Origin of the sequence: Tessaracoccus sp. SD287, from assembly GCF_017355265.1 — a bacterium.
Classification (GTDB): Bacteria; Actinomycetota; Actinomycetes; order Propionibacteriales; family Propionibacteriaceae; genus Aestuariimicrobium.
On sequence record NZ_JADIJQ010000046.1, the window covers coordinates 1 to 16,805 of the forward strand.

Consider the following 16,805-nt stretch of genomic DNA (forward strand, 5'->3'; position numbering starts at 1 on the left):
GCGTGGTGATCACCCTGGTCCTCACCGGGTGCGCCGCAGGTGCCAATGAGTATGCGGGGTCAGGGGCTGACCCGGCGGGGTTCTGGCTGGGGCTGTGGCACGGGGTGATCTGCCCGCTGACGTTCATCATCTCGTTGTTCAACGATCGGGTCGGCGTCTATGAGATCCACAACAGCGGCGGCTGGTACAACTTCGGCTACGTCCTGGGGCTGTCCATCATCTTTTCGTCCACGGGCCATACCTCAGCGAGGGTCCAGCGGAGTTCACGGCGGCAGTCCGAGGAGTCGTGACTGCTCGTCAGCGGCGGCAGGGCCAGTGAGCTGCCCTCCTGTCCCGATTCGCCTTCGACCTCGTCGCCGCGCTAATCTACTGCACGGTGACGTGTCTGAGCGGCCGAAAGAGCTCGCCTCGAAAGCGAGTGTGGTGCAAGCCACCGAGGGTTCAAATCCCTCCGTCACCGCCATTGTGATGTCGCACGACATCGGAATAGCCCGAACCTGCAGTGTGCAGGTTCGGGCTAGTTCTTTTTCTGGGGTGGTGTGGTGAGCGGCTGGTAGTCCTTGTCGGGGTTGATGGTCAGTTCGCGGAGGATCTCGCCGGTGGCGGCGTGGATGATGGTGACCTCGAGGTCGTGGACCAGGAGTTTCACGGGGGTTCGGGCGTGGGTTCGACCGACTCCGATGTGGCGTAGTTTCCCCTGGACCCGCAGTGTCACCGCGCCGGTCTTGTCGATCCTGTCGGTGCGGACCCGGTCGTGGGATTGCGAGGGCGGGTCGGTGGCCGGTGTGGCCCTGGGACCGGTGGCGTAGATCGTGGCGGGGGTGGCCTGGTGTGGCAGGGCCCGATGGGGACGGCGGTGGTTGGACTCATCAACGAAATCGTCGAGGAGTTGCTGCAGGGCGGTGATGGTGGCCGGCTGGTGGGGTTGGGCGACCAGCCACTTCTTCAGCGTCTGCTGGAATCTCTCGACCTTGCCCTGGGTCTGGGGATGGTTGGGTTTGCCGTTCTTCTGGGTGATCCCCAGCCGACGCAGTTCGCTCTCCAGTTTCGTGCGCCCTCCTCGGCGTCCCTGTCCGGCCAGGCGGACGGTGTAGACCATGCCGTTGTCGGTCAGCGTCGAGGCGGGGTATTGGTGCTTGCCGGCGGCCTGTTCGAAGGAGTCAGCGACGATGGTCGCGGTGATGCGGCGGTGGGCGCTGACGCGGAGGGCGTAGCGGGAGTGGTCATCGATCCAGGAGATGATCTCGACCTCGCCAGCGGGTCTGCCGTCGGGATGGGTGAGGCGGTAGTGGGTGAAGTCGGACTGCCAGCACTCGTTGGGCTGGTCGGCCTGGAAGTGTCGGTAGGAGTTTTTGGGCCGCTTGCCCGGTGCGGGGACGACCAGGTCGTGGCGCACCAGGATCCGGTGGATGGTGGAGCGGTGCACGCTGATGCGGTGGGTGTGTTGGAGGTGCCAGCCGATCGTGTCGGCCCCAGCATCCAGCCCAGCTGCGGTGAGCTTGGTCCGCAGTGCCAGGACCAGCCCCACGACCTCGGGCGGGGTGGCGCCGGGGGTGGTGTTGGGACGGCGTGATCTCGGCTCGAACGCAGCTTCTCCTTCGAGCCGGTAGCGGGCCATCACCTTGGAGATCCAGCCCTGCGAGACCCCGTACCGGCGGGCCACCTGCGCCTGGGACTGGCCGGCCAGCACGGCAGTGATCACGAGTCGTCGTTTGCTCATGGGTCAGCATCGCGACCCACCCGCCAGAACACCGCGGCGCCGATGCCGATGACCCGCGACACCCTATGCCGATGACCCGCGACACCCTATTCCGATGTCCTGCACCAGAACACCTCCGTCACCGCCATCTGAAGGGCCTCGGGAAACCGGGGCCCTTCTGGTTTCCCGACACGACATGGGGGCTCTCAGTCCCGGTGCTCGGCGTCCCGGTGCGCGGCGAAGAACTCGCGCAGCATCCTGGCGGGCTCGTCACCGCCGACCCCCGAGACGACCTCGGGTCGGTGGTTCAGCCGCGAGTCGCGCACCACGTCCCACAGCGACGAGACCGCGCCGGCCTTCTCGTCAAAGGCAGCGAAGACCAGGCGCTGGATGCGGCTCAACACGATCGCGCCGGCGCACATGGTGCAGGGCTCCAGGGTGACCACCAACGTGCACCCCTCCAGCCGCCAGCTGCCCAGCACCTCGGCGGCGCGACGCAGGGCCAGCACCTCGGCATGCGCGGTCGGGTCGCCGGTGAGTTCGCGTTCGTTGCAGGCACTGGCGAGGGGTTCGCCGTCGGGCCCGAGGACCACGCATCCGATGGGGACATCACCGTGCTCGGGTGCCAGGCGGGCCGCCTCGATGGCGACCCGCATGGCGTGGTCCCAGCGACTCAGCGGTCGCTCCGTCCCGACTCCAGCGCACGCTTGAACTGGACGCCGAACTTCAGGCGGTCGAAGATCTCGGCGACGACCTCGTCCGCGTCGGCGTCATCGGTCTCGTCGGCGAAGCTCTCCATGTCCATCTCGGACAGCCCGAGGTCGGCAAAGATCGCCAGGTCACCGAGCGCCTCGGAGTCGTCCTCCTCGTCAGGTGCCTCCACCCCGAGGTACTCCGCGACGTCGTGGGCGATGGGCCAGTCGTTGGCCGAGAACGAGTCGCTCAGCAGCACCTCGACATTGCGTCCCCGCACGCGCACCAGCACGAAGAACTCCCCGGCGATCGACACGGCCCCGATGGCACCGGTGTCCCCCGGCAGGCGGCGCAGTTGGGTGATCAACTCGTCCAGGTCGTTCGCGAGGTCGTTCGACAGGCTCTGGACGACGGGCTCACCGTCCTCGCGGTAGGCGGCAATGACCAGGTCGATGTCCTCATCGGTGGCGTCCTCGATGAAGTCGTCGTCCTCGTCGTCATCCTCGTCGTCGTCATCCTCATCATCGTCGTCGTCCTCGTCATCCTCGAGGTCCTCGTCGATGTCTTCGGTGTCGTCGTCATCGTCCTCGTCGAACGCGACGATGTCGTCGTCAGCCAACAGGGAGTCGTGGTCCCGCGCGTCCCGAGCGTCGATGCTCTCGATGTCTTCGCCAGCCATCACGTCCTCCCTCTTGGGCGGGGGCCTCCAGCCACAAGGGTCATCTTGCCATGCCCGGCCGGGTTTGGGTCAGCGGGTTGATGCCCACTCCCGGCCGACGGCCGATGCCCGCACCGTCGCTGTCGGCGGGGAACGCGTGTGGCAGAGTGTCACCGTGGAACTACGCGTCATTGATCACCCGCTGGTCGCTCACAAGCTGTCGCTGCTGCGGTGCCGGGACACCCCGAGCACGACCTTCCGGCAGCTCGTCGACGAACTGATGACGCTGCTTGCCTACGAGGGCACCCGTGAGGTCCGTACCGAGCCGTGGAACCTTGAGACCCCCGTCGCCCCCACGGTGGGCACCCGGTTGGTCAAGCCGACCCCGCTCGTCGTGCCGATCCTGCGCGCTGGTCTGGGCATGCTCGAGGGCATGATGCGCCTGATTCCCACGGCTGAGGTCGGCTTCGTCGGCATGGCCCGCAACGAGGAGACCCTGCAGCCGGTCACCTACGCCGAGCGCCTGCCCAAGGACCTGTCCGGGCGCCAGTGCTACGTGCTCGACCCGATGCTGGCCACCGGCGGGTCGTTGGGCGGCACGGTGAAGTTCCTGGTCGACCGCGGCGCCGACCACATCACCTGCATCTGTCTGCTCGCCGCGCCCGAGGGCATCGAGACCTTCACCCGACTGGCCAACGAGCTGGGCGTGCCCATCACCCTGGTGGTGGCGGCCGTGGACGAGCGCCTCAACGAGCGGGGCTACATCGTGCCGGGCCTGGGGGACGCGGGCGACCGCATCTACGGCCTGGCAGAATGAGCCACTCGCTGGCCGAGGTCTTTCCCCCGTTCGGGCTGCGCGTCACCTGCGGACCCCTGGTGCTGCGCGGCATCACCGACGAGTTGATCATGCCTCTGGTCGAGGTGGCCCGCGCCGGCGTCCACGACCAGGACCCGTCGGCCAGTCCACTGGCCTTCGACTGGACGGCCGTCCCGCCGCAGTACCTGGCCATCAACTACGCGAAATGGGCGTGGAACAACCGTAACCTGTTCACGGCCGACTCCTGGATCCTTGCCCTGGCCGTCGAGTACGAGGGCGAGCTGGTCGGTGTCCAGGAGGGCAAGGGCGAGAAGTTCCGCACCGACCGGTCGATCTCGACGGGATCCTGGTTGGGCCGCTCGGCGCACGGACGCGGCATCGGCACCCTGATGCGGCAGGTCTTCTGCACCTTTGCGATTGACCACCTGGGGGCCGAGCAGATGCTGTCGGAGGCCTTCATCGACAACCCTGCCAGCGCGCGGGTCAGCGAGAAGACCGGCTACCAGCGCATCGGCAGCCGTCCTGTTCCCCGGGGGCAGTTCGGTGAGGTCGAGGAGGTGATGTTCCGGTTGACGCCACAGACACTGGTGCGTCCGGACGAACCGCTGCTCGTCGAGGGGCTGGAACCGCTGCGGCGCTACCTCGGCCTGGACGGCAGCCCCGGCAACTCCGCCGAAGCCTCCTGAAGGAATACCCCGCAGGGGTATGACGTTGAGCGTGGCACAGGAGGAAACATGTTCAACCCCGACGTCATCAGCAGCCTTGCCCTCGACTGGACCGGCGACCCCTACGGCCGCTTCCGCTGGGCGGAGGGCCTGTTCGCGCAGAAGAAGTACCGCGAGGCGGCCCGTGAACTGCAGGCGCTCATCGCCGAGGTTTCCGATGACCTGGACGTGCGACACGGGCTGCTCGACGCCCGCCTGCTGCTGGCCCGCGCCCAGTACCACGCCGCGCACCTGACCCGGGCCGAGGAAACCTGTCGACAGATCCTGGCCGACCACCCCACCGAGGCCTACGCCGCCCTGCTGCTCGGACGATCGCTGGAGCGCCAGTCCCGCCGTGACGAGGCCGCCCTGGTGATGGCGCGGGCGCGAGCCCTGGGCGCCGAGGTCTGAGGGTAGCCCTGAGGCACACTGGTTCAGTTCGGCGTTCCTGCGACAGTTCGGCGCACCTGCCGCGGTTCAACCGCGGCAGGTGGCCTCAACTGATGCAGGTATGGACGGCTGGTGACCGCGGGTGGACACTGGGACGACTCCTACGCGTGGACGAGGTCGCCATGAAGCACGAGATCACCCTGAAACGCCCCGCTGCCCTCATCTGCGCCGCGCTGCTGCTGGCCCTGGGCTGCACCGACTCCCCCGATCCGGCCCCCGACCCCGTCACCGATGGATTCACCTCGCTGCAGCAGTTGGCCACCACCGTCAACGCATCGGGCTGGGAATGCGACGCCGGCTCGGCAGCCGACCAGGACGCCACCACCAAGAGCCTGACCGACGTCGGTTTCGCCACGATGACCTGCGGCAAGGACGGGCGACTGACCATCTGGGGCTCTGACACCAAGCGCCAGGAGCAGGGCCAGCGCGCCCCGTTCGCGCTGAACCCTGATTTCTGCCACCTCGACGGCAGCAACTGGACGATCCGCGGAACACCCGAGATGACCCGTGCCCTGAGGGGCAAGCTCGGCACCCCCAAGGAGACCTGCGCCATCGAGTGAGGGGTGTCCGCCCTTCTTCCTCGCGTCCCGCCTCAGTAAGTAGGCCTCAGTAGTAGTAGGGGAACGCCGACCAGTCCGGTGCCCGCTTCTCCAGGAACGAGTCGCGTCCCTCGACGGCCTCGTCGGTCATGTACGCCAGCCGGGTCGTCTCGCCGGCGAACACCTGCTGGCCCACCAGCCCGTCGTCGACGGCATTGAACGCGAACTTCAGCATGCGTTGGGCCGTCGGGGACTTGCCGCAGATCTTGGCGGCCCACTCCAGGCCGACATTCTCCAGATCGGCATGGGGGACGACCTTGTTGACCATGCCCATCCGGTGCGCATCGGCAGCATCGTGCACGTCGCCGAGGAAGAAGATCTCGCGGGCGAACTTCTGTCCCACCTGGCGGGCCAGGTAGGCCGACCCGTAGCCGGCGTCGAAGGAGCCGACGTCGGCGTCGGTCTGCTTGAACCTGGCGTGTTCGGCGCTGGCCAGGGTCAGGTCAGCGACCACGTGCAGCGAATGTCCGCCACCGGCAGCCCAGCCGTTGACCAGGGCGATCACCACCTTGGGCATGAACCGGATCTGGCGTTGCACCTCCAGGATGTGCAGACGCCCGCCCTCTGCGGCCGCACGGCGGGCGTCCACGGTGTCGGCGGTCTCCCCGTCGGCGTACTGGTAGCCCGAGCGGCCACGGATCCGCTGGTCCCCACCGGAGCAGAAGGCCCAACCGCCGTCCTTGGTCGAGGGCCCGTTCCCGGTCAGCAGCACGCAGCCGACGTCGGCGGCCATCCGGGCATGCTCCAGGGCCTGGCTGAGTTCGTCGACGGTGTGCGGGCGGAACGCATTGCGCACCTCGGGACGGTCAAAGGCGATCCGCACCGCCGGCACGTGCTTGGCCCGGTGATAGGTGATGTCGGTGAACCCGAACCCGGGCACCTCGTCCCACAGGTCGGGCGTGAACGGGTTGGATTCAGCAGTGCTCATGGGGCTGAGCCTAATGCGGCAGACTGAGCGCAGACCACGCGGACGGCCGGTCGTCGGTTCGTGGCCACTACCTCGAGGAGCATGATGGGCAACCTGGCAGGCATGGGCGCGATTCTGGACGCCGCAGGGGCGGGGTTCCGCGTCTGGGCACCGAATGCCGACTCGGTCCACGTCGTGGGCGACTTCAACCAGTGGGAGCCGACCCGTGACCCGCTCACCCCGGAGGGCGACACCGGCTACTGGTACGGCTTCGTCGAGGGTGCCGCCGCGGGCCACGAGTACCAGTTCCGCCTGACCAATGGCGACCTCGAACTGTTCCGCATCGACCCCTACGCCCAGCAGGTCACCAACTCGGTGGGCAATGGCGTGATCGTCGACCACAGTGCCTTTGACTGGCAGGACGACGACTTCGAGACCCCGCACCACAACAACCTGGTCATCTACGAGATGCACGCCGGCACCTTCATGGCCCCCGATGGTGGCGTCGGCACCCTCGAGGACGTCCTGCAGGGGTTGGCGCACCTGGACAGGTTGGGCGTGAACTGCATCGAACTGATGCCGGTGATGGAGTTCGCCGGCGACTACTCCTGGGGCTACAACCCGGCCCACATCTTTGCCGTGGAGTCGAGCTACGGGGGCCCGGACGCGCTGAAACTGCTGGTCCGCGAGGCCCACAAGCGCGGCATCTCGGTCGTCGTCGACGTGGTCTACAACCACTTCGGTCCCAGCGACCTCGACCTGTGGCAGTTCGACGGGTGGGGTGAGAACGGCAAGGGCGGCATCTACTTCTACAACGACTGGCGCTCCTCGACACCCTGGGGCGACACCCGTCCCGACTACGGGCGCCCCGAGGTGCGCCAGTTCATCCGCGACAACGCCCTGATGTGGATGCGCGACTACCACGTCCAGGGGCTGCGCCAGGACATGACCCCCTACATGCGGTCGGTGAACGGCTCCGGCTGGGAGATCCCCGAGGGCTGGTCGCTGAGCCGCTGGGTCAACGACGAGGTGCGCCGCGAGTACCCGAATGCGCTCCTGATCGCAGAGGACCTGCACGGGGTGCACGCGGTGACCTCCACCGACGAGGACGGAGCCGGGTTCAGCGCCCAGTGGGACACCCACTTCGTCCACCCGATCAGGGCAGCCATCACCCATATCAACGACCATGACCGGGACGTCGAGTCGGTCCGCAATGCCATCACCTACAGCTACGGCGACGCCTTCGCCCGGGTGATCTACACCGAGTCACACGACGAGGTGGCCAACGGCAAGGCGCGGGTGGTCGAAGAGATCAACCCCGATGACACCGGCGGCTGGTTCGCCCAGAAGCGTTCGACCCTGGGCGCGGCACTGGTGCTGACCTCCCCGGGGGTGCCCATGCTCTTCCAGGGCCAGGAGTTCCTGGAGGGTGAGTGGTTCCGCGACGACGTGCCGCTGGACTGGGACCTGATGGACGAGTACCACGGCATCGCCCGCCTGTACCGCGACCTGATCCGGCTGCGGCTGAACGCCTCCGGGGTCAGCCGGGGACTGATGGGTCAGCACACCCAGGTGCTGCACGCCCACCCCGACAACAAGGTCTTCGCCTTCCACCGCTGGATGGACGGAGGGCCCGACGACGACACCGTGGTGGTGGTGAACCTGCAGAACAAGCTGTGGACCGGCTACCGCATCGGCATGCCCGGCTCGCACGAGTGGAAGCTGCGCCTGAACTCGGACTCGAAGATCTACTCCGACATCTTCAGCGACACCCTGAGTCTCGACGTGGTCTCTGATGGTGCACCGCAGGACGGGCTTCCGGCCAGCGCGGGCGTCGACATCGCGCCGTACGGGGTGCTGGTCTACACCCGCGCCTGACCGGGGGGCTCAGCGCTGCAACAGGGCGTCCATGCCCACGCCGACGGCCGCGGCGAACCGGAAGTCGATGCGCTGGTCGGCGACGTCGACGGTGTACTTGTCCCGGATGCTGCCCTGGCGGTCGATGCTGAACAGCTGTGCCCCGTTGACGTCCTTGTAGTCGAAGTGGATCGGCAGGAAGGGGATGTCCGCAAAGCGCGTCAGCAGCGCAACTACCTGGCTGCGTTCCTGTCCGGAGCCGGCGAAGCCCGGACCCTCGACGTGGAAGGTGGTGCGCAGCAGACTGGCGCCGAAGTCCTTCTTGAAGAACCCGATGGGCTGGTTGTACTCGTCGTAGACGTCATAGCCGGAGTTCAGGTCCAGCACCTTGCGCGCCTTGAACCCGAAGACGGGGCGGGTGCGCTGCTCATCGGCGAAGAAGGTCACCTGCTCCTTGAAGGCGAACCGCTTCTGTTCGGCCGTGGCCATCAGCTGTCCCATGGAGCCGTCGGGATTGGCGGCGAGGATGTCGTAGCGGTTCACGGTCAACGTCAGGCGCTGCTTGATGAAGAAACGGGGCAGGTACACGGGCCCTCCAGGGCGTCGGGCGGTCCTGGGGTCGGGCCGCAACCGTTCCATGGTGCCATTCCAGGCGGTCACCCAACGGCAGATTCGAGCCGCAGGCGTTCACGTGCCCGGCTGCAGGCGGCGGGGCTGGCCGTGGATGTCGGCTGGGGTGGCCCGCCGCTCCCCTGCTCCGAACTGACCGGACGACTCACAGACCCCGGACGAGAACCTCGGCGGCCCGCTGCAGGTTCTGCTCCGCCTCGGCCAGGGCGACCTCGAGCGGGGTGCCGCTCGGGGTGATGGCGGTGGCGCTGGCAATGCCATGCTCTACCAGGGTCGGCTGGTCGATACCGGTGACCCGACCCGCCAGCACGTGGCAGGGCGTCTCGTGGCGTCTGGCCATTGTCGCGATGCCGGCGACGACCTTGCCCTGCAATGACTGCTCGTCGAAGGAGCCCTCACCGGTGATGACCAGGTCGGCGGCAGCCAGAGCCGGTTCGAGGCCCACCAATTCGGCGACCATCTCGAACCCGGGACGGGGGCTGGCCCCCAGCACGAGCAGCGCCCAGCCGAGCCCACCGGCAGCACCGGCCCCGGGCATGGCGGACACCGACTGGTCCTGCTGGACCTCGACCAGGAAGGCGAGGTTGGACAGCAACTGGTCGAGACGGTCGACCTGTTCGGGACTGGCGCCCTTCTGCGGGCCGAAGGTCGCCGAGGCCCCGGACGGTCCGACCAGCGGCGAGGTGACGTCACTGGCCATCACCAGCTGGACGTGGGCCAGGCGCGGGTCAAGATTGGTCAGATCGATCTGGTGCAGTCCGGCCAGCTTCTCCGGGGTCGGTTCCAGGACAAGACCGGCGGCGTCGAGGAACCTGGCCCCCAGGGTGGTGAGCATGCCGGCGCCACCGTCATTCGTGGCCGTCCCGCCCAGGCCAAGGACGATCTGCACGCAGCCGGCGTCCAGTGCGGCCCGGATCAGGCTGCCCACGCCCCTGGTGTCGGCGGCCATGACGTTGCGCTGGGCAGCCGGGATGTCGGCCAGGCCCACCACCGTGGCCACCTCGATGATTGCCCGGGCCCCCGACTGCAGCCATGGGGCCTCGATCGGCTCGCCGAGGGCATTGCGGACGACGGTGTGGTGGGTGATCATCTGCTCGTCGACCACCACCCCCAGCAGACCTTCACCACCGTCGGAGACCGGCACCAGGGTGACGGTGGCGTCCGGTCGGGCGGCCAGCACCCCCCGACGAATGGCGGCCGCAGCGGTGGCCGCCGGCAGGGATTCCTTGAAACTGTCGGGGGCCACGACGACACGCAGGGTCATGTCTGAGAGTCAACCACGTGCGCCTGCCTGCCGCAGGATGGGCCCGTCGCGCAGCACTCCCGGGGGCCTCCTGGGTGTGAGAATTCCCATACTTCGCGTCTCGGGCGATGAGAGTTCGCCGCGGGGCTCGACGCGTCCTCGACAGCCCCGCGCCGCGCTCGCCGCCGAGGACGACACAAGCCCCCCGTCACCGTGTTCGCGGTGCCAGGGGGCGAGTATGTGGCGCGCTCGGAGGGATTCGAACCCCCAACCTTCTGATCCGTAGTCAGATGCTCTATCCGTTGAGCCACGAGCGCAGTCGGCGTGTTGCCAAGAGATGAGATTACTACGAGAGCCCGGCGGAGGCAAAATCGCGCTGACCGGACCCGATCGACCCGACTCGGAATTCTCGACGTCAAGAGATATGGTGATCCCAGGACATCTCAACCAGACGAGATTCCGGCGGAGAACCCACAAAGATGTGTCAGGAGATCCAATGACCACCGTCGCACCGCACCCTTCCACCGCCCCTGTCATCGGCACCATCCCCACTTTTCCTCGCCTGGTCGAGTGGGTCAACGAAGTCGCCGAACTGACCAAGCCGGCAGCCATCCGATACTGCGATGGCTCGCCCGAGGAGTACGCCGAGCTGGTTGACGAACTCGTCGCCGCCGGCACCGTCGTCCGCCTGAACGACGAGCTGATGCCCAACTCGATCTACTCGGTGACCGACCCCAATGACGTCGCCCGCGTCGAGGGCCAGACCTACATCTGCTCGACCGACGAGGCCGACGCCGGCCCCACCAACAACTGGATGGCGCCCGCCGAGATGAAGAAGGTCATGACCGAGCTCTACGACGGGTGCATGGAGGGCCGCACGATGTACGTGATGCCGTTCTGCATGGGCCCCCTGGCGGCCCCGGACGCCAAGTTCGGTGTCGAGATCTCTGACTCGGCCTACGTCGTGCTGTCCATGAACGTGATGACCCGCATGGGCGATGCAGCCCTGGCCGAAATGATCCGTCGTGACGCCGACTTCGTCCCGGCGCTGCACTCGGTCGGCTACCCACTGCCCGAGGGCACCCCGGACGTGCCCTGGCCGTGCAGCGACACGAAGTACATCACCCACTTCCCCGAGGAGCGCACGATCTGGAGCTACGGCTCCGGCTACGGCGGCAACTCGCTGCTCGGCAAGAAGTGCTACTCGTTGCGGATCGCCTCGGCGATGGGTCGCGACGAGGGCTGGATGGCCGAGCACATGCTGATCATCAAGGTGACCAGCCCCGAGGGCAAGCAGTACCACCTCAGCGCCGCCTTCCCGAGCGCCTGCGGCAAGACCAACCTGGCCATGCTCGACCCCACCATTCCCGGTTGGAAGGTCGAAACGATCGGTGACGACATCGCCTGGTTGCGTTTCGGGGAGGACGGCCGCCTGTACGCGACCAACCCCGAGAACGGGTTCTTCGGCGTGGCTCCGGGCACCGGTGAGGAGACCAACCCCCACGCGATGGCCACCATCGCCAAGGGCAACAACATCTTCACCAATGTCGCGCTCACCGACGACGGATCTGTCTGGTGGGAGGGCATGACCAAGCAGAAGCCTGCGCACCTGACCGACTGGCTGGGGCGCTCCTGGACCCCGGAGGGCGGCCCCGAGGGCGGCCAGCCCGGCGAGAAGGCTGCCCACCCCAACAGCCGCTTCTGCACCCCGATCGGTCAGGGTCCCAGCGTCTCGCCCGACTACGACAACCCGCAGGGGGTTCCCCTGGACGCGATCATCTTCGGTGGTCGACGTGCCGACACGATCCCGCTGGTGATGCAGTCACGCGACTGGGCCAATGGCGTCTTCATGGGCGCCACCTGCTCGTCGGAGACCACCGCGGCGGCCACCGGCAAGGTGGGCGTGCTGCGTCGCGACCCGATGGCGATGCTGCCGTTCATGGGCTACCACGTCGGCGACTACCTGCAGCACTGGCTGGACATGGGTGAGCGTGGCGGGGACAAGATGCCCGCGATCTTCTACGTGAACTGGTTCCGCAAGGACGCCGAGGGCAACTTCATGTGGCCGGGCTTCGGTGAGAACAGCCGCGTCGTGAAGTGGATCATCGACCGTCTTGAGGGCCGCGCCGGCGTCGAGGAGACCCCTATCGGTCTGCTGCCCCTGGCCGAGGAGTTCGACATCGAGGGACTCGACCTCGACCACGAGACGTTGAAGGCCGTCGCCGCCTACTCCCCCGAGGAGTGGAGGGCGGAGGCACCCCGCATCAAGGAGTGGTTCGACAGCCTCGGGGACAAGGTGCCGGCGGCGCTGTACGAGCAGCTCGAGCAGCTCAACCGCGCCCTGGCCTGAGCCTGGTCCGCCGCGACACCGGTCTGGCCGGTCCTGCGCTGACATCAGTGGCGAGTCGTCCACCCCGAGTTCGGGGGCCGACTCGCCACTGTCGTCGGTCAGCGCTGTCGGTCAGCGCCGTCGGTCAGGAGTGGACCGCGGCCCGGTCCGTGGCTGCCCCGGTGACCAGCGGGACGATGGCCGCCACCACGATGATGACCACGCCCACCAGCATCAGCGGGCTGAACGGCTCGGAGTAGACGATCGCACCGACCATGGTCGCCATCACGACCTCGGTGAAGGACAGCCCCGACAGTTCGGCAGACCGCAGGTGCTTGCCGGCCACCACCAGCAGGCCCAGCGCCAGCAGGCCCGAGACCAGGAAGAATCCGCCTGCCCAGGCCCAGTGGGTGGGCGTCATGCCGGACAGGTCGGGACGCACCAGGACCACCATGCCCAGGGTGGCCACCGCACCAAAGGCGAAGTTCCAGAAGCTGCGCACGTCCGAGGGCATGTCGTTGCGGTACCGGTAGCTCAGCAGGGCGGCCCCGTAGAAGACGCCGGAGGCAGTCGCCAGGGCCATGCCGAGGGTGTCATCACGGGTGGTCGGGCCGAAGTCGGTGCCGCCGACCAGACCGGCGGCCAGCATCATGCCGACGAAGCTGCCGCCCAGGGACAGGGCATCAGAGCCCGAGACGCGTTCCTTGAGCACACACCGCGCCAGCACGGTCGACAGGATCGGGCCCAGGTAGTGCAGCACCACGGCGCGGGACAGGTCGGTGAGGACGGTGGCCGACAGGTAGGTGGCCAGCGACAGTCCCAGGAACACCCCACCCAGCACCACCGAGCGGCTGAGCCGGACCGTGCGCAACTGCCCCAGACGTCCACCCAGCACCAGGATCACCATCATGCCGACGGCACCGACGAGCATCCTGCCCAGCGTCAGCGCCTCGCCGGTGGCGGCCCCGGCCGGGGTGGCCATCCGGGCGAACAGGCCAGACAGGCTCATCCCCGCCGCGGAGACGAGAATGGCAATGACGCCGACCCGGCGCGACATCAGGGACGTGGCCGGGGCGGTGGGGACCTCGACGGGGGCAGGTGCGTGGGCACCAGCTTCAACAACACGCGAATCAAGAACCAGGGACACGACGGACTCCTCGGGGGATGGCACCCGAAAACGGGGTGCCGGACGTCAGGACGTCCCCGCTCTGTCATCTGACCTGAGAGTTTTCGCGGGCCGGGGCCCGATTACACCGTCGGTGCGCCACCAGGGACGCTTTCCAGAGGAGCCTCACCACGGCGGTACCGGAGCCTGAGAGTTTCCCGGGGGGTTGCTCCTTCGGCGTCCGCTCATGCGGATCTCTCCCGCTGCGGTTCAATGGCGTGTTCAGTTGTTGCCCCATTGTCGCATCGCGGGCCCGGTTGCTCCGAATCGGTCCACGTCGACGCGCATCGGCGGCGGGAATGCGGAACGCCCGAACCTGATGGCTCGGGCGTTCAGGATGTCTGCGCGACACCAACGCGGAGGCGGCGGGATTTGAACCCGCGTGTGGCTTGTGACCACTCCCGCTTAGCAGGCGGGCGCCATGGACCGTACTAGGCGACGCCTCCTCGTGCACTGGTGGGACAGGAGTCCCCATGCCACCAACAGCCCACCACCTTACCGGTGGGCGTGAGGTACGGCAAAAGCACTTCCCGCGCTCGGCGCGGCTGCCCGTCGGCGGCGCGCAGTTCGCTCCTGTTGCGATGTGTTCTTATCATTGGAGCAGGCCGCGGGCGTGATGCGGCGCCACCGCCTCGACGCCGGTCGACTGGCAGACGACTCAGGAGACGCCATGAGCGAGGACCATCAGGTCCCCCCGGGGGACGGCTATGACGCCTACTTCCGTCCCAGCTCGCGGCCTCGTCGAGCCATCGACGACCCTGACTCGCACCCCAGCACGGTCGAGGACGACGGCGCCGACGAACCCACCGTCATCCGGCCCCTCCCCGCCGCCCAGGACGCCGCCCCGGCAGCAGCGCCGGCCGCGGGCCGTCGAGTGCATCCCTTCACCAGGGCACTGGGATGGACGACCCTGGGCGCGTTCCTGCCCGGACTGGGGTTGTGGCCCACCCGGATGCGCCGCTGGGGAATCGTCCTGTTCGGCCTGCTGCTGGCGTTCCTGGTCGCGGCCGGCCTCTACGTGATGGGCGATCCCTTCGAGGCCGCGAAGATCGCCGCCCGCACCAATGACCTGCTGGCGTTGTGCGTGGGACTGGTCGTGGTGGCGGTGCTGTGGGTCACCCTCATCGTCGGCACCCACCTGCTCACCCGCCCGCGCACCCTGACCTCGGCGCAGCGTGCCGTGGGCGCCCTGGTCGTCAGCGCCCTGGCCTTTGTCGTCGCCACCCCGCTCGCGGTGGCCGCCCGCTACTCCTGGGACCAGGCCAACCTCGTCCAGGACGTCTTTGGGAAGAACGACACCAAGAAGTCGGGCACCCGGCCGACGATCAACACCGACACGTCCTCCGACGAGGTCTGGAAGAACCACCCCCGCCTGAACATCCTGTTGGTCGGTCTGGACAACTCCTCCGAGCGTGAATACGCCGACACCGACGTGTCCACCGACACGATGATGGTCGCTTCGATCGACACCCAGACCGGGGACATGGTGCTCGTCCAGGTGCCCCGCAACATGGCGAAGACCCCGTTCGCCCCCGGCTCGAAGCTCGCCTCGCTCTACCCGGACGGCTACACCGACGGCCACGGGGACAACGCCGCCTACTTCGCCAACGCGATCTGGGCGCACGTGCCAGCGGAGCATCCAGACCTGTTCGTCGGCACCGACTACCCCGGGGCCGATGCGCTGAAGCTCGGTCTCGAGGGCGCGGTGGGACTCAAGATCGACTACTTCGTGGCGCTCAACATCGACGGGCTGGTGGGTCTCATCGATGCCATGGGTGGGGTCACCCTCAACGTGAACGAACGGCTGCCCATCGGTGGGGACTCCTCGGGACGACGACCGGTCGGCTACCTCGAGCCGGGCCCGTCGCAGAAGCTGTCCGGGTACAACGCCATGTGGTACGCCCGCAGCCGGCTGCAGTCCACCGACTTCGACAGGATGAGCCGCCAGTCGTGCGTGATCAAGGCCGTGGTGAACCAGGCCGACCCGCAGACGCTGCTCACCCGCTACGAGGCGATCGCCCGCGCCGGCGGCAACGCCGTCACCACCGACATCCCCTCCGACATGCTGCCCCACCTGGTCGACCTGTCGGCGCGGGTGAAGGACGGCGAGATGCGCCGGGTGCTGTTCGTCCACGGCCAGAACGGCTACGTCACCTACGGCCCGGACTTCGCGATGATGCAGCGCCGGGTCGCCGATGCCATCGAGGAACTCGGCGGCACCGCACCCACCATGCCCCTGGTCACCCCGACACCGGAGGCGACACCGACCGGTCAGTCGACGCCGCTGGACCCGTCCACGCTGACCTCGCCATCACCCACGTCGACCGATCCCGACCAGACCCCGGGCAGCACCGGCACCCCCACCCCCAAGCCGATCGAGAACCTGAACGACGCCTGCGCCTACAACCCGAAGTGAGCCGCGGCGAGGCCGTGCTTCAGACGATGTTGCGGTAGCCGCGACTCCTGTCGAGGTAGCCGACCAGGTCCCGGGTGAGCGCCTGGAACTGCGGATCGGTGGCTCCCCCGGGGCACCAGAGGTGGGTCCGCTCGACTTCGCCGTGGCTGAAGATCAGCCGGGCACCCTCGTCGGCGACGGCGACCCGGGTCACGTCGGTCCAGTCAGCACGCTTGTCGACGCCCGGCCCCCGGACGTGGAAGCCGTCGTCGTCGACCTCGACCACGGTCTTCATGGTGCGCAGCGAGACCAGTGCGGCTGCCACCAGGGCGACGCCGGCCAACACCAGCACGAGTCCGACGATCAGTACCGAGACGTGCCATCGGTTGGCACCAGCCAGGACCGCCAGCAGGGCGCCCACCACTGACGTTGCCGCGGCAACGACGAAGGCCCGCAGCGGCAGCCGCGGCTTGAGCGTGTAGGTCTTCACGCGGCGAGGGTGGGATTCGAACCCACGGAGGTTGCCCTCGGCCGCTTTCAAGGCGGCTGCACTAGTCCACTATGCGACCTCGCCATCGGGGGAAGTTCGCCCCGGCCGGACCATGCTACTCGATGCGACCTGCGGCGCTCGAGCGGCCCACCGGGCGTGGCAGGCTGGG

General features: G+C 67.8%; 16 protein-coding genes, 4 tRNA genes and 1 riboswitch. Of the genes, 9 read left to right on the top strand and 11 right to left on the bottom strand.

All coding sequences use genetic code 11. The features are described from left to right. Nucleotides 1–290: hypothetical protein (locus IPV09_RS13205; protein ID WP_207475733.1), on the top strand; the 290-nt coding region annotated here is incomplete at its 5' end. A gap of 85 nt (nucleotides 291–375) precedes the next feature. Beyond that, nucleotides 376–463 (top strand) — tRNA-Ser (locus IPV09_RS13210). Between the two features lie 54 nt (nucleotides 464–517). Here the strand turns inward: IPV09_RS13210 and IPV09_RS13215 are convergent. The 3 genes from IPV09_RS13215 to IPV09_RS13225 form a co-directional block, all read right to left on the bottom strand. Beyond that, the gene (locus IPV09_RS13215) at nucleotides 518–1,720 is read right to left on the bottom strand and encodes an IS481 family transposase (protein ID WP_207475734.1); all 1,203 of its coding nucleotides are present in this window, start codon (nucleotides 1,718–1,720) and stop codon (nucleotides 518–520) included. A gap of 185 nt (nucleotides 1,721–1,905) precedes the next feature. Continuing rightward, nucleotides 1,906–2,355: a nucleoside deaminase gene (locus IPV09_RS13220; protein WP_207475735.1), complete on the bottom strand. Its 450-nt coding sequence runs from the start codon at nucleotides 2,353–2,355 to the stop codon at nucleotides 1,906–1,908. A 17-nt stretch (nucleotides 2,356–2,372) separates the two neighbouring features. Then, nucleotides 2,373–3,071 (bottom strand): tRNA adenosine deaminase-associated protein, encoded by a 699-nt coding sequence (locus tag IPV09_RS13225; protein WP_207475736.1) that lies wholly within the window; start codon nucleotides 3,069–3,071, stop codon nucleotides 2,373–2,375. 169 nt (nucleotides 3,072–3,240) lie between these two features. On the opposite strand from IPV09_RS13225, the gene upp reads away from it, so the two are divergent. The 4 genes from upp to IPV09_RS13245 all read left to right on the top strand — a co-directional run bounded on the left by upp (nucleotide 3,241) and on the right by IPV09_RS13245 (nucleotide 5,581). Then, a complete protein-coding gene (upp, locus tag IPV09_RS13230) occupies nucleotides 3,241–3,867 on the top strand; it encodes a uracil phosphoribosyltransferase (protein WP_207475748.1) in 627 nt (208 codons plus the stop codon). Further along, nucleotides 3,864–4,553, top strand: coding sequence for a GNAT family N-acetyltransferase (locus IPV09_RS13235; RefSeq protein WP_207475737.1), 690 nt, complete (start codon nucleotides 3,864–3,866; stop codon nucleotides 4,551–4,553). Before upp ends, IPV09_RS13235 begins: the two co-directional genes overlap by 4 nt. A gap of 48 nt (nucleotides 4,554–4,601) precedes the next feature. Beyond that, complete coding sequence (locus IPV09_RS13240) at nucleotides 4,602–4,982, top strand: tetratricopeptide repeat protein (protein ID WP_207475738.1); 381 nt, start codon at nucleotides 4,602–4,604, stop codon at nucleotides 4,980–4,982. Nucleotides 4,983–5,074: 92 nt separating this feature from the next. Then, nucleotides 5,075–5,581 carry a hypothetical protein gene (locus tag IPV09_RS13245; protein ID WP_207475739.1) on the top strand — a complete coding sequence of 169 codons (507 nt, stop codon included), beginning with the start codon at nucleotides 5,075–5,077 and terminating at the stop codon, nucleotides 5,579–5,581. Nucleotides 5,582–5,627: 46 nt separating this feature from the next. On the opposite strand, the gene IPV09_RS13250 is transcribed toward IPV09_RS13245, so the two are convergent. Further along, the gene (locus IPV09_RS13250) at nucleotides 5,628–6,548 is read right to left on the bottom strand and encodes a 1,4-dihydroxy-2-naphthoyl-CoA synthase (protein WP_207475740.1); all 921 of its coding nucleotides are present in this window, start codon (nucleotides 6,546–6,548) and stop codon (nucleotides 5,628–5,630) included. A gap of 84 nt (nucleotides 6,549–6,632) precedes the next feature. Between IPV09_RS13250 and IPV09_RS13255 the strand changes: the two genes are divergently transcribed. After that, the gene (locus IPV09_RS13255) at nucleotides 6,633–8,405 is read left to right on the top strand and encodes an alpha-amylase family glycosyl hydrolase (protein WP_242681622.1); all 1,773 of its coding nucleotides are present in this window, start codon (nucleotides 6,633–6,635) and stop codon (nucleotides 8,403–8,405) included. 9 nt (nucleotides 8,406–8,414) lie between these two features. Here IPV09_RS13255 and IPV09_RS13260 read toward each other — a convergent pair whose 3' ends face one another. The 3 genes from IPV09_RS13260 to IPV09_RS13270 form a co-directional block, all read right to left on the bottom strand. Further along, nucleotides 8,415–8,972, bottom strand: a complete 558-nt coding sequence (locus IPV09_RS13260) for a hypothetical protein (protein WP_207475742.1) — start codon at nucleotides 8,970–8,972, stop codon at nucleotides 8,415–8,417. Between the two features lie 187 nt (nucleotides 8,973–9,159). Continuing rightward, a complete protein-coding gene (locus IPV09_RS13265) occupies nucleotides 9,160–10,278 on the bottom strand; it encodes a glycerate kinase (RefSeq protein WP_207475743.1) in 1,119 nt (372 codons plus the stop codon). 220 nt (nucleotides 10,279–10,498) lie between these two features. Continuing rightward, nucleotides 10,499–10,574, bottom strand: a tRNA-Arg gene (locus IPV09_RS13270). Between the two features lie 179 nt (nucleotides 10,575–10,753). Between IPV09_RS13270 and IPV09_RS13275 the strand changes: the two genes are divergently transcribed. After that, nucleotides 10,754–12,607, top strand: a complete 1,854-nt coding sequence (locus IPV09_RS13275) for a phosphoenolpyruvate carboxykinase (GTP) (protein WP_207475744.1) — start codon at nucleotides 10,754–10,756, stop codon at nucleotides 12,605–12,607. 124 nt (nucleotides 12,608–12,731) lie between these two features. Here the strand turns inward: IPV09_RS13275 and IPV09_RS13280 are convergent, their stop codons facing one another. Both IPV09_RS13280 and IPV09_RS13285 read right to left on the bottom strand, forming a co-directional pair. Continuing rightward, on the bottom strand, nucleotides 12,732–13,733 hold the full coding sequence (locus tag IPV09_RS13280; RefSeq protein ID WP_207475745.1) for a DMT family transporter: 1,002 nt from the start codon (nucleotides 13,731–13,733) through the stop codon (nucleotides 12,732–12,734). A gap of 143 nt (nucleotides 13,734–13,876) precedes the next feature. After that, nucleotides 13,877–13,964, bottom strand: a riboswitch (glycine riboswitch). 144 nt (nucleotides 13,965–14,108) lie between these two features. Then, nucleotides 14,109–14,197 (bottom strand) — tRNA-Ser (locus IPV09_RS13285). 224 nt (nucleotides 14,198–14,421) lie between these two features. Here IPV09_RS13285 and IPV09_RS13290 point away from each other — a divergent pair. After that, complete coding sequence (locus IPV09_RS13290) at nucleotides 14,422–16,167, top strand: LCP family protein (RefSeq protein WP_207475746.1); 1,746 nt, start codon at nucleotides 14,422–14,424, stop codon at nucleotides 16,165–16,167. Between the two features lie 19 nt (nucleotides 16,168–16,186). On the opposite strand, the gene IPV09_RS13295 is transcribed toward IPV09_RS13290, so the two are convergent. Together IPV09_RS13295 and IPV09_RS13300 are read right to left on the bottom strand one after the other, a co-directional pair. After that, nucleotides 16,187–16,636 (bottom strand): hypothetical protein, encoded by a 450-nt coding sequence (locus IPV09_RS13295; RefSeq protein WP_207475747.1) that lies wholly within the window; start codon nucleotides 16,634–16,636, stop codon nucleotides 16,187–16,189. 1 nt (nucleotide 16,637) lies between these two features. Next, nucleotides 16,638–16,720: transfer RNA gene (locus IPV09_RS13300), tRNA-Ser, on the bottom strand. Between the last annotated feature and the right edge of the window lie 85 nt (nucleotides 16,721–16,805).